This is a genomic window from Streptosporangium sp. NPDC023615 (assembly GCF_040640155.1).
Lineage (GTDB): Bacteria > Actinomycetota > Actinomycetes > Streptosporangiales > Streptosporangiaceae > Streptosporangium.
In genome coordinates this window covers 18732-30112 of sequence record NZ_JBFABE010000035.1, presented here as the reverse complement: position 1 = coordinate 30112, position 11381 = coordinate 18732, and the positions used below count along the sequence as shown (strand labels likewise).

Annotated in this window: 9 protein-coding genes; 5 read left to right on the top strand and 4 right to left on the bottom strand. The window is 73.2% G+C overall.

What is annotated here, in order from left to right; genetic code table 11:
• Positions 1-348 precede the first annotated feature (348 nt).
• The gene (locus tag AB0G16_RS23260; RefSeq protein ID WP_362808489.1) at positions 349-537 is read left to right on the top strand and encodes a zinc-ribbon domain-containing protein; all 189 of its coding nucleotides are present in this window, start codon (positions 349-351) and stop codon (positions 535-537) included.
• 93 nt (positions 538-630) lie between these two features.
• Entirely contained in the window at positions 631-1740 is a 1110-nt protein-coding gene (locus AB0G16_RS23255; RefSeq protein ID WP_362808486.1) for a winged helix DNA-binding domain-containing protein, read from the top strand.
• Positions 1741-1842: 102 nt separating this feature from the next.
• Here AB0G16_RS23255 and AB0G16_RS23250 read toward each other — a convergent pair whose 3' ends face one another.
• Positions 1843-3153, bottom strand: a complete 1311-nt coding sequence (locus tag AB0G16_RS23250) for a hypothetical protein (RefSeq protein ID WP_362808484.1) — start codon at positions 3151-3153, stop codon at positions 1843-1845.
• 331 nt (positions 3154-3484) lie between these two features.
• Entirely contained in the window at positions 3485-4615 is a 1131-nt protein-coding gene (locus tag AB0G16_RS23245; RefSeq protein ID WP_362808481.1) for an exo-alpha-sialidase, read from the bottom strand.
• 285 nt (positions 4616-4900) lie between these two features.
• On the opposite strand from AB0G16_RS23245, the gene AB0G16_RS23240 reads away from it, so the two are divergent.
• A complete protein-coding gene (locus tag AB0G16_RS23240) occupies positions 4901-5869 on the top strand; it encodes an aldo/keto reductase (protein WP_362808478.1) in 969 nt (322 codons plus the stop codon).
• Between the two features lie 153 nt (positions 5870-6022).
• On the opposite strand, the gene AB0G16_RS23235 is transcribed toward AB0G16_RS23240, so the two are convergent.
• Positions 6023-6682: an HAD family hydrolase gene (locus AB0G16_RS23235; RefSeq protein WP_362808475.1), complete on the bottom strand. Its 660-nt coding sequence runs from the start codon at positions 6680-6682 to the stop codon at positions 6023-6025.
• 495 nt (positions 6683-7177) lie between these two features.
• Between AB0G16_RS23235 and AB0G16_RS23230 the strand changes: the two genes are divergently transcribed.
• The gene (locus AB0G16_RS23230) at positions 7178-7807 is read left to right on the top strand and encodes a gluconokinase (protein ID WP_362808472.1); all 630 of its coding nucleotides are present in this window, start codon (positions 7178-7180) and stop codon (positions 7805-7807) included.
• Entirely contained in the window at positions 7804-9180 is a 1377-nt protein-coding gene (locus AB0G16_RS23225) for a gluconate:H+ symporter (RefSeq protein ID WP_362808470.1), read from the top strand. The genes AB0G16_RS23230 and AB0G16_RS23225 overlap by 4 nt, the downstream gene beginning before the upstream one ends.
• A 79-nt stretch (positions 9181-9259) precedes the next feature.
• On the opposite strand, the gene AB0G16_RS23220 is transcribed toward AB0G16_RS23225, so the two are convergent.
• Positions 9260-11239: an FUSC family protein gene (locus tag AB0G16_RS23220; RefSeq protein ID WP_362808467.1), complete on the bottom strand. Its 1980-nt coding sequence runs from the start codon at positions 11237-11239 to the stop codon at positions 9260-9262.
• Between the last annotated feature and the right edge of the window lie 142 nt (positions 11240-11381).

Below are 11381 nucleotides of genomic sequence, written 5' to 3'. Positions count from 1 at the left end.
GGCGTCGACGGCGGAGAGCCGGGGGGACGGGGCGTCGACGACACGGATTCCCGCGGGGAGGCCGGTGACGGTCGCCCTGCCCTCCCGGTCGACGGAGGCGACCGGGAGGGCAGGGGGCGTGAGACGGGGCGTCCCCGGGGACGGGAAAGGCCGGGAAAGGCCGGGAACACCCTTTTGTGGAACGATCCATTGATCACACCCGCTTCGTCGATCCCGGTCCACCGCCACCCGCCCTCGGACCCGCGGACACGCCGATCGTCCGAGGTGGAGGCATACCCGCCTGGAAGGGGGTAGTTCTTCAGGATGTTCTTCATCTTCGGTTTCCGTACCGCTCTCCACCGTCTCGGCGTGTTGACCCGCACCTGTCCCAACTGCGGCAACACCGCCGCTCAGGTGCTCACCAGGCGGGTCACCAAGTTCAGCCTGTTCTTCATCCCGTTGTTCCCGGTCCGGAGCAGGTACGAGTCGCAGTGCACGTTCTGCGGGGCCGCCTACGGCGTCTCCAAGGACGAGGCGAACCGCCTGGCGGCGCACTGATCCCGGCCGGTCCCGGGGAACGCGCCGCGGTGTCGTCCGGCGGCCCCACGGGCGCCGCCCGTCCGGCACGCCCCCCTCGCACCAGGAGACCGCGTGAAGATCACTTGGGACGGCGTCCTCGCCTGGCGGATGAACAGGCACATGCTGGAGAGACCCGAGACCGACGATCCCGTGGCGATCGTGAGCCGCCTGTGCGGCGTGCAGGCGCAGGTCGCCTCCTCCGCCCGGACGGCCGTGGGGGTCCGGCAGCGCAGGCCGCGGCGCGAGAGCGTGGAGGAGGCGCTGGCGGGCGGGCGGCTGATGAAGACCTGGGCGATGCGGGGCACGCTGCACCTGCTGCCCGTCGAGGAGGCCGCCGCCTACCTGAGCCTGCTGGCGTCGACGCGTAGCTGGGAGAAGGCGTCCTGGCAGCGGGCCTTCGTCACCGGGGACCGGCTGGAGGCCATCGGCGAGGCGGCACACCGCGCCCTGGACGGCGCGGTGCTCACCCGCGAGGATCTGACCGCCCGGGTGATCGACGCGACCGGCGACGAGAGCATCGCCGAGCACCTGCGCTCCGGCTGGGGCGCCGTGCTCAAACCACTGGCGTTCCAGGGGGTGCTCTGCCACGGGCCGGCCGACGGCACCTCGGTCACCTTCACCCGGCCCGACACCTACCTGCCCGCGTGGCCGGGGCTGCCGGACCCCGTCGAGGCCGCCGCGATCGTGATCCCGGCCTACCTGGCCGCCTACGGTCCCGCGCCGGTCGAGAGCTTCGACAAGTGGCTCTACCGCGGCGCCCTCAGAAAGGCCGACCTGCGCTCGTGGGTCGCCGCGCTGGGCGACCGGATCACCGCGGTCGAGATCGAGGGCCGGGACGCCTACGCGCGGACCGAGGACCTCGACGACCTGGGCGCGGCCGTGCCCACCGGCGCGGTGCGCCTGCTTCCGGCCTTCGACCAGTACGTGCTGGGCCCCGGCACCGGGGAGGCCGCCGTGATCCCCCCGTCACGACGCGGCGAGGTCAGCAGGGCGGCCGGATGGATCTCGCCGGTGGTGGTGAGCGGGGGCCGGGTCTGCGGCACCTGGGCCGCCGAGAAGGACGTCCTGTCCGTCACGGTGTGGAAGGAGTGCGACGTGCCCCGCGCGAAGCTGGAGGCCGAGCGCGAGCGGCTCGCCGGCGTCCTGGAACGCGACCTCACGCTGAGCGTCCGGGCCGGCTGACGGTCCCGTCCCCGCCCCCCCGGGTCCACCCGGCCCGCCCGGTCCGCCGTCCGGCGGGTCTGACGGCGGTCCGGGCGACGGGCCGGGCGGGCCGGGCGACGGTCAGCCCGTACGGCGGATCCGGATGCCGTGGGCGTCGGCGCGCTGGACGCCGGAGGAGTCGAGGTTGGAGATCGGGACCAGGCCCTCGACCTTGCCCTTCTTGCCGTTGCCGTTCAGCTTGAGGATGAGCATGCCGGGGTCCGTCCCGTGCGAGGAGTGCGGGTCGCCGGAGAGCGGGTTCGGGCCGCGCGTCGAGGCGAAGGCCCACTTCTCGTCGGGCGAGACCGCGAAGAGGTCGACCGTGGGGTCCGCGCTGAACGGGGAGGTCAGGTCGACGGTGCCGACGTGGGCGCCGCTCACCCCGTTGAAGACCTCGGCGACGTTGGCGTCGCGGTCGCCGACCCACACGTGGCGCTCGTCGCCGGCGACCAGCACGCCGTGGGCGTCGCGCTCGGGCGAGTCGTCGTCGAAGAGCCGCTGGACGGCCGGGGTGTTCGGCGGCGCGGCCGGCGAGTAGCCGCTCATCGGCAGCCGGAAGACGCTGAACTGGTCGAGGTTGCCGGGCGCGCCGCCGCCGCCGTTCCCGAAGACGGTGCCCGCCGCCTCGATGAAGCCGCAGCCGTTGGCCGGGATCCTGGTCGTGTCGTACTCCCCCACGATCGACATCGGCGTGGTGCGCCAGTCGACCACGAGCAGCCCGCCGCCGCGGAGGCTGACGAAGACCGGGCCGTTGTCGGAGGCGATGAACGGGCAGATCGGCGCGTTGTCCGGCCGGATGCCCGGGGCCTGGCAGGGCAGGCCGTTCGGCGTGACGCACCCGGCCATGTCCAGCGTCGCGGCCGGTTGCGCCGTGAAGACGCCGGAGGCGTAGTCGGTGGCGATGCGCTCCAGTTTCTTGCCGTTCTGGTTGGCGATGATCAGGTATCTGTCGTCCTCGGTGGGCCAGACGGCGTGGGCCTGCCGGGCCCCGCCCGCCCCGGGTTCGGTGCGCAGGCAGGCCAGCGGGGCGCGGGTGGCGGCGTCGAAGACGACCACGTGACCGCTGGCGACGAAGGCGAGTGCGGCGTGGGTGTCGGCCTTGTTGAAAACGATCATGTGGGGGCGTACCGGGACGCTGCCGGTGCTCGCCAGGCAGAGGGCGGAGGTGGCGCCGCCGAGATCGATGACGTGCGCGGGCCGGGCGGCGGAGAGCCGGCCGGTGACGTCGTCGCCCGAGTACACGTGAACGGTGCCGCCATGGGCGAGACCCGCGCTGTTGGACTGGTCGACCAGCCAGATCTCGTACGCGTCCTTGGCCACCGCCTGCGCGCTCGCCACACCCGTGACGAGTATCACCAGCACCGCGACGACCGCGGCTCCCCACTTTCTCATGCGCCCTCCACGAGCACTCCGGCCGAGCATCTTCCGCGTTTCCAAGAAGCAGTTATTTCCTACTTTTTGCCGTCACATCAGCAAAAGTCCGGAAATTGTATGAATTGGAGGATTAAGGAAGCGGGATGGGTGAAACGGCCCCTTCGAAATGAAGATCAGGGAACGCTGAAAAAGACCGGTCCGCGCCGAAGGCGGGAACCGGACGGCGGCGACCGGGCGGTCACGCCGGGAACCGGAAGGCGCCGACGGGAGGCGGACGAGGGGAACCGGGCCACGCGCCGGGGAGCGGACCGGGAGCCGTCACGCGGCTCACACGTTCACCGTGACGCGCTCAGATCGCGGCGGCCCGCACGGTCAGCACGTCGGGCAGGTGGTCGGCGACCGGGAACCAGCTCTCCCCGTCGTCCCACGAGCCGTACACCTCTCCGTCGCGGGTGCCGAAGAACACCCCGCCCGCCGAGGCGCACATGGCGTCGCGCAGCACGGAGGCATGGGCCGGTCCGGCGGGCAGCCCCCGGTCCAGGGCACGCCACGATCCGCCCGCGTCGTCACTGCGGAAGACCCGGCAGCGGTGGTCGGGCGGCGTACGGTCCTGGTCGCTCCGGAGCGGGAAGACGTAGAGGGTGTCGGGCCGGTCGGGGTGCACGACCAGCGGGAAGCCGAAGTCCGAGGGGAGGGGGGCGCCGATGGGGACCCAGGAGTCGCCGAAGTCGTCGCTGCGGTAGACGCCGCCGTGGTGCTGCAGGAAGAGCCGCTCGGGACGGGACGGGTGCATGTCCATCTTGTGCACGCACTGCCCGAACTCGGGGTACTGCGCGCCCTCGGGGAGGAAGGGGGCGCGGATCCCCCGGTTGGCCGCCCGCCAGGAGGTGCCGCCGTCCTCGGTGCGGTAGACCCCTCCCGCGGAGACCGCGACCACCATGGTCTTGGAGTCGCCGGGGTGGACCAGGACGGTGTGCAGGCAGAGCCCTCCCAGGCCGGGCTCCCACCGCGACCGGTGCGGATGGTTCCACAATCCCTCCACCAGCGAGAACGTGGCGCCACGGTCCTCGGAGCGGAACAGCGCCCCCGGCTCGGCGCCGGCCCAGACCACGTCCGGCTCCGACGCGGACGGCTGGAGCTGCCAGACGCGGGTGAGCGCCGTCGCGGCGGTCTCGGGAAAGGCGATCGGAGCACCGGACGCACCGGACGCACCCGGCCCCGGAGCCCTCCGAGCACCTGAAACACCGCCGCCCTCCTGCCAGCTCTCACCGAGGTCGTCGGACCGCAGCACGGACGGGCCGAAGTGGCCGTACTCGATCCCGGCGAGGATCCGGGGCACCCGGCCGCGGGTGTCGATCGCGACCGAGGGCACCCCGATCGTGGAGAACCGGACCGGATCGACCTCGAACCGGCCGGCGCCGGAGGAACGGGCCAGGAACAGGCCCTTGCGCGTACCGATCGCGAGAAGCACACCCCGCATGGCCGTCTCCCTCCGTCCCCGTCCGCCGCGAGAGACCACCGCGCCGCATCGCCGCATCGCCGTGACGCCGTGACGCCGTGACGCCGTGACGCGGCGGCACGCCGCCTGACGTGACGCACCACCGGCGCCTTGACCGTTACGCCTGGTCGGCCCGCCTTACCCCGGAAGCGCGAACCTCGGATTCGAACGTAGGTTCCACCGGTATGTCTGTCAAGGAAGATCCACGGCGTGGCGCGCCGAGGACTCCGAGACGGCCCCGGCGGCGGCGGTCGCTATATTGGCGCCATGAACGCGCTGGTCCGGCGACCGCCGGGGCTGAGCGGCCCGGCCGTGACGCGGATCGGCCTGGGGCTGGCCGCCCTCGGCCGTCCCGCCTACATCACGCTCGGCCGCACCGAGGACCTCGGCGGCGATCGCGACGTCCCCGCGATGCGGGAGCGTACCTGGGCCGTGCTGGACGCCGCGTGGGCCGCGGGCGTGCGCTACCTCGACACCGCACGTTCGTACGGGCGGGCCGAGGAGTTCCTCGCGGGCTGGCTGCGCGAGCGCGACATCGCCCCGGACGCGGTCGCCATCGGCTCCAAGTGGGGGTACGCCTACGTCGGCGGCTGGCGCATGGACGCCGGACGGCACGAGGTGAAGGAGCTCACCGCCGACCGGTTCCGCGCCCAGCTGGAGCAGACCCGCGCCCTGCTCGGCGAGCATCTGTCGCTCTACCAGATCCATTCGGCGACGGCGGAGAGCGGCGTGCTCGACGACGAGGACGTGCTCGACGGGTTGCGCGCGCTGCGGGCCGAGGGGGTCGCGGTCGGCCTGTCGACGAGCGGGCCGGACCAGGCCGAGACGATCGACCGGGCGGTCGGCACCGGGGTCTTCGACACCGTGCAGTCGACGTGGAACCTGCTGGAGCGCTCGGCCGGCGAGGCGCTCGCGCGGGCGCACCGGGCGGGCCTGGGCGTCATCGTCAAGGAGGGCGTGGCGAACGGACGGCTGACCGCCCGCGCGGCGCCCGCCGCGCTCGCGACCGCCGCGCGCGAGCGGGGCGTCACCCCGGACGCGCTCGCGCTGGCGGCCGTACTGGCCCGCCCGTGGGCCGGTACGGTGCTGAGCGGCGCGGTCTCGGCCGTCCAGTTGCGGGAGAACCTCGCCGCGGCCGACGTCGGCTGGGACGCCGAACTCGACGAGCGGCTCGCCGGGCTGGCCGAGGAACCGGCAGGCTACTGGTCCACCCGCGGCGCGCTGCCCTGGAGCTGAGCGTCCGCCTTCCCGCTCACCGGCCGACGGCCCCGCTCACCGGCCCCCGGTCACCGATCGTCCGGCCTCGACGGCACCGGCCTCGACGGGGCGGTCTCGACGGGGGCGGTCTCGACGGGGCGGTCTCGACGGGGCGGTCTCGACGGGGCGGTCTCAGCGGGGCGCGCGGAGCGGGGTGCGGTCGAGACCGGCGACCAGGTCGGGCAGGGAGTCGAAGACGTCGTCCGCCCCGGCCTCACGCAGGTCCGCCACCGGAAAGCCACCGGTCAGCAGGCCGATGCCGGGGATGCCCGCCTTGCGGGCGGAGACGAAGTCCCAGGAGGAGTCGCCCACCATGACCCCGGAGGTGCCGCCGACCTTGTCCAGCGCCACCTTCAGCAGATCGGGGGCGGGCTTGGTCGCCTGGACGTCCTCGGAGGTGGTCCAGGCCGCGCAGCGTGAGCGGCCGTCGATGAGGTCAAGGAAGTGATCGACGTGCTGGGGCTTGCCGGACGAGGCCAGCACGATGGTGAACCCGCGTTCGCCCAGCTCGTCCAGGAGATCGGAGGCGCCCTCCAGCGGCCTGACCTCGTCGAGGAAGACGTCGAACTCCTCCGCCCAGGCGTCCCGCAGCGCGTCACCGTGCCGCCGCTCGACCTCGTCGCCGGCGACGGCCGCCACGAGCTGGTCCCCGCCCATGCCGACGTGCCGATGGATGCGCCACAGCGGCGGCCACACGTCATGGCGGCCGAACGCCCTGAACCAGGCCAGTGCGTGCTGGTAGTTGGTGTCGACCAGGGTGCCGTCGACGTCGACGATCGCGGTGTCAGCCATGGGGAGGCTGTGCCCCGCCCCTGCTCAGCGGATTCCAGAGACCGTCTTTGGACTCGGGAAAGAACGCCCGGCCGGTCGAGGGGGCCCGGAGCCGTTCCGGGCGAGCCGCCCCCCGCTTCCGGCACGGACGCGACGGGGCCGGACGGAGCACCGGGAGAGGCGGGACAACCGGACCCGGCGGAGCACCGGGCCGGGCGGGGCACCGGGCCGGGCGGGGCACCGGGCCGGGCGGGGCACCGGGCCGGGCGGAGTGCCGGACCGGGCGCGGAAGGGACGGCAACGTGCCCGTGTGACGGCTGAGTTTCGGGTCACCACATGCGGGCATGTGGGACACGCCGACATGAAACACGGCATCAAACCTCAAGGCACGGCCGTCCCGCCGCCGGATCGTCACGACGATCCGGCCGCAGTTCGTGCCTCCTAGGGAGCGGAGGAGCCACGAACCCCAACCAGAATCCCGCCGCACCGGCTCCCGGTGCCGCGCTACTCGTCGTCATGGGCGTGACCGGCTCGGGGAAGACCACCGTGGGCGCGGCTCTCGGCCAGCGGTTGCGGCTGCCCTTCGCCGACGCCGACGACTTCCACAGCGAGGCCAACGTGGCCAAGATGTCGGCCGGCATCCCCCTGGACGACGACGACCGGATGCCGTGGCTGCGGGCCATCGGTGTCTGGCTCGCCGAGCACGCCGCCTCCGGCGGGGTGGCCAGCTGCTCGGCCCTCAAGCGGAGCTACCGCGACATCCTCAGGGAGGCCGCCCCGTCGGTGTGCTTCGTCCACCTGCACGGTGACATCGACGCCGTACGGCGCAGGGTGGCCGGCCGGCCCGGCCACTTCATGCCCACCTCACTGGTCGACTCGCAGTTCAAGACGCTGGAACCCCTGGAGCCCGACGAGCACGGGATGGTCCTCGACTTCTCCATGTCCGTCGACGACCTCGTGGAGGCCTACCTCGACGCCGCGGACGTGACCGCCGCGACGGCGCAGGGGAGCTCGAAGGCCCCCGGCAACCTCGAGGGCTCCGGGAGTCCGGAGGACCAGGGAACCGCCTCCGCGGCCCGCCCGGCCCCGTCACCCGCCGGTCAGGATGGCCCCGGCGACACCGATCGGCCGGGGGGACCGCGATGAGCGGCACCGCCCTGGCCATGCTGGCCGCGCCCCCCGCCGCCTCCCCCGGCAGGCTCATCCCCGCGGCGCTCATCGGCATCGCGCTGATCGTCCTGCTGATCACGTACTTCAAGCTGCACCCCTTCCTGAGCCTGACGCTCGGCTCACTGGCCGTCGGGGCCGTCGCCGGCCTGTCGATGGCCGACACCATCGCCGCCTTCACCGACGGGTTCGGCAGCACCGCCGCCGGGGTGGGCACGCTCATCGCGCTGGGAGCGATGTTCGGCAAGCTGCTCGCCGACTCCGGCGGGGCCGACGAGATCGTGGACACGATCGTCGGCCGTTCCAGCACTCGCTCGCTGCCCTGGGCGATGGCCGCGGTGGGCGCCCTGATCGGGTTGCCGATGTTCTTCGAGATCGGCCTCGTGCTGCTGATGCCGGTCATCTTCCTGGTCTCGCGCCGTTCGGGCGTCTCCCTGATCCGGGTGGGCATCCCCGCGCTCGCGGGCCTGTCCGTGATGCACGGGCTGGTGCCGCCCCACCCCGGGCCGCTGGTCGCCATCGACGCCCTCAAGGCCGACCTCGGCATCACGCTGGGGCTGGGCGTGCTCGTCGCCATCCCGACCGTCGCCATCGCCGGGCCGCTGTTCGCCAAGTACGCGGCCCGCTGGGTGGACGTGCCGCCCCCGGAGCTCTACGAGACCCGTCCCGCGGCCGAGGACACCCGCAGGCCGTCGTTCGGCGTCACCCTCGCCACGGTGCTGCTGCCGGTGGTCCTCATGATGGGCAAGGCCCTCGCCGACATCCTGCTGGCCGAGGGCGACGCCGTCCGCGGCGTGCTCGACTTCCTCGGTACGCCGCTGATCGCGCTGCTCATCGCCGTCATCGTCGCGATGTTCACCCTCGGTCTCGGCGCGGGCATGGACCGGAAGGCGGTCGCGAAGTCCCTGGAGCAGTCGCTGCCCCCGATCGCGGGCATCCTGCTGATCGTGGCCGCCGGCGGCGGCTTCAAGCAGACCCTGATCGACACCGGCATCGGCGGTCTCATCGCCACCTGGGTGCAGAACAGCGGCCTGTCGGTGCTGCTGCTGGCCTGGTTCGTCGCCGTTCTCATCCGGCTCGCCACGGGATCGGCGACCGTCGCGACCGTCACGGCCTCCGGCATCCTCGCCCCGCTGGTCGCCAACCTCAGCGTCGGGGAGACCTCGCTGCTCGTGCTCGCCATCGGCGCGGGATCGCTGTTCTTCTCGCACGTCAACGACGCGGGGTTCTGGCTGGTCAAGGAGTACTTCGGGCTCACCGTCGGGCAGAACATCAAGACCTGGTCGGTGATGGAGACGATCATCTCGGTGACCGGCCTGGTGTTCGTCCTGCTGCTCAGCCTGTTCCTTTGACGCGCGCTCCCCGGTCCGAGGGCCGGGGAGCGGCGCGGGCCCTCCGGGACGATCACGCCGTACCGGCCGGTCGGGCGGGTCAGCCCGGCCTTCCGGCCGAGACCGTGTCGCGCAGGGCGCGCACGGCGGAGTCGACCCGCTCCAGGCTCTTCTCCTCGCAGAACACCGGATCGCGGGGCTCCCGTCCGGCGCGGACGTCCCTGGCGAGATCGTCCAGGCAGCGGGCCAGGTTCTGGACGGCGGTGTCCGGCGGCGGCGAGGCGCCGCGCTCGGTCCGCGCGACCGTCGCGACGGTCGCGTCCGCCACCTGTTCCAGCGCGGTCATCGCGGGCATCCACGTGGTGACGCGCCGGCTGACCACGGCCGGTTCGGTCATCGCCCGCTGGAAGACCGTCCGCAGGTCGGCCAGGGCGTCGTACACCCCGCGGCGGAGCAGCGCCCTTCCGGTGTGCCCGGGGTCGAACGCGTACCGGAGGTAGCCCGCGGTGGCCGAGACGGCGTCGGCGAACCGCGGCCCGACCGGCGCCTCCCAGCTCGTCGGCCACGGCAGGTACCCCAGCAGCAGGACGATCAGGCATCCGGCCAGCGTGTCGACCAGGCGGACGACGCCCAGCCCGGGTCCCCCCCGGGTCAGCAGGTCCACCAGGAGCAGCACCAGCGGCGCCTGGAAGGCCGAGAGCAGACCCCAGTTGCGCTGCACGCCGTACGGCAGGAGCGCCGCGCACACCGCGACGGGCACCAGGAGCAGCGCGCCGTAGGGCACCACCAGGAGCATCAGGGTGCCGATCAGCGTGCCCGCCAGGGTCCCGAGCGCGCGCTGCACGGCGCGGGCGAACACCGATCCGAAGTCGGGCTTGAGCACCAGCGCGACGGTCAGCATCATCCAGTAGGACCGCTCGAACCAGCCGAACCGGCTGATCGCCGCGGCGACGCCCATGCAGAGCCCCAGCCTGACCGTGTAGACGCGGACGAGGTGGCCGTACCACATGCTCTCCAGGGTGGCCCGGAGCCGGGCACGACGTCCGACCCTCTCGTACGGCAGTTGCTCGTCGGCCACGTCGGCGCCGGTGACCAGTTCCACGGCGCCCTCCACCGCGGAGCACAGGGCGCGCATCGAGGGCGAGTCGCACGCGTGGCGCAGCGCCCGCGGGGCGGGACCGCCGCTGAGCGAGGCGGTGATCTCACGGACGGCGACGGCGAACTCACCGGGCGGCTCACGCCCCTCGTGGGAGAGGGAGAGCAGCGCGTTGCGGATCAGCGAGGCCTGGTTCAGCAGCGCGACCAGCCGGGTGCGCTCCGCGTCCAGTCCCGCCGCCGGGGAGCGGGCCGCGAGGACGGTGTCGTAACCGCTCTTGAGAGCGGCGTCGAACGCGGTCAGCGCGCCGGCGCCGCCGGTGCCGATGCCGGCGGTGCCGTCAATGCCGGCGGTGCCGGCGGTGCCGGCGGTGAGAAGCGCGCCGAGGGCGCGGTAGACCGCGACCACCGCGGTCTCCTCGGGCGCCCGGGGATGCAACGGCCACTCGGCGACCCCCAGGACGATCACCCATCCCACGCCCAGCAGGAACGCCAGCGCGTTCAGGAGCGGCGATCCCGGCAGCTCTATGCCGATGGACAGCACGGTCATCACCAGCAGTTGCAGCCCGGCGGCCGAGCCGGTGGCGCCACCCGTGCTGATCAGCGCCGACACCACCGAGACGATCACCACGGCGAGCACCACCCACCAGCCGTGGTCGCGGACCGCGGCCCCGACGAGGTACCCCACGGCGCCCGCGGCGCCCGCCGCCGCCATCCGGATGATCCTCATCCGGTACGGCCCGCCGCGGTCGGCCATGCCGGCGTTCATCGCGCCCATGGCGGGAAGCAGGCCCGCCACGATGTGCCCGGTGGCGAACCCGGCCGCCAGCGGGGTGGTCACCGCCACCGCCATGCGCAGCATCGGCCACCATTCGAGGGCCGCGGGAGCGGGACGGACCGTCTCCACCAGCCAGCCGGGGGCGGCGTCGGTCAGCCGGTCGGCGGCCCGCCGGAAGAACGAGGGCGACCGGGGCCACGGGGGCACGACGCGCCGTACTCAGTACGCCGGCACGCCGGGCGTGTCCGGTCCCGGGATGAGCTCTTGATCGTTCACGGAGCGTCCCTACCCGCCTGCCCTGCCGGATTATCCCCGCGTTCGCCGACGAACGCTTGACCTCGCCGGAGCC

What these genes read in the sequence shown, in the direction of transcription:
- AB0G16_RS23245 (WP_362808481.1), bottom strand. Translation starts at nt 4,615, where the DNA reads ATGCGGGGTGTGCTTCTCGCGATCGGTACGCGCAAGGGCCTGTTCCTG.
- AB0G16_RS23235 (WP_362808475.1), bottom strand. Translation starts at nt 6,682, where the DNA reads ATGGCTGACACCGCGATCGTCGACGTCGACGGCACCCTGGTCGACACC.
- AB0G16_RS23225 (WP_362808470.1), top strand. Translation starts at nt 7,804, where the DNA reads ATGAGCGGCACCGCCCTGGCCATGCTGGCCGCGCCCCCCGCCGCCTCC.
- AB0G16_RS23230 (WP_362808472.1), top strand. Translation starts at nt 7,178, where the DNA reads ATGGGCGTGACCGGCTCGGGGAAGACCACCGTGGGCGCGGCTCTCGGC.
- AB0G16_RS23240 (WP_362808478.1), top strand. Translation starts at nt 4,901, where the DNA reads ATGAACGCGCTGGTCCGGCGACCGCCGGGGCTGAGCGGCCCGGCCGTG.
- AB0G16_RS23250 (WP_362808484.1), bottom strand. Translation starts at nt 3,153, where the DNA reads ATGAGAAAGTGGGGAGCCGCGGTCGTCGCGGTGCTGGTGATACTCGTC.